This window comes from Neisseria sp. P0021.S007 (assembly GCF_051956855.1).
Genome location: NZ_JBQCXA010001586.1, coordinates 1 through 459, shown reverse-complemented (window position 1 = coordinate 459; position 459 = coordinate 1). Strand labels below are relative to the sequence as shown.

Below are 459 nucleotides of genomic sequence, written 5' to 3'. Positions count from 1 at the left end.
GGTGATGTCTGCGCCCATGCGGTTGAGTTCGGGAACGTGCATGAAGCGGTTTTCAAAAATGGTTTCCACCACGCGGCTGCTGCCTTCGGCAATGGCGTTCATGGCCATAAACTGCGCCTGCATGTCGGTTGGGAAGCCAGGGTGGACGACGGTACGGATGTCCACGGCTTTGGGGCGTTGTTGCATGTCGATGGAAATCCAGTTGTCGCCGGCTTCGATGATGGCGCCAGCTTCGGTCAGTTTGTTTAACACAACTTCCATGGTTTTGGGGGCGGCATTGCGCAGGACGACTTTGCCGCCGGTCATGGCGACGGCGCAGAGGAAGGTACCGGCTTCGATACGGTCGGGAACGACGCTGTGTTCGCAGCCGTGCAACTCTTTTACGCCTTCGATGGTCATGGTTGCTGTACCGATGCCACTGATTTTTGCGCCCATTTTGACGAGGCATTCGGCCAAAGC

General features: G+C 57.3%; 1 pseudogene. It reads right to left on the bottom strand.

Annotated elements, in window-relative coordinates:
• Window positions 1-459 (bottom strand): annotated as a pseudogene (locus tag ACTHUR_RS20395) (UDP-N-acetylglucosamine 1-carboxyvinyltransferase); the annotation flags it as partial.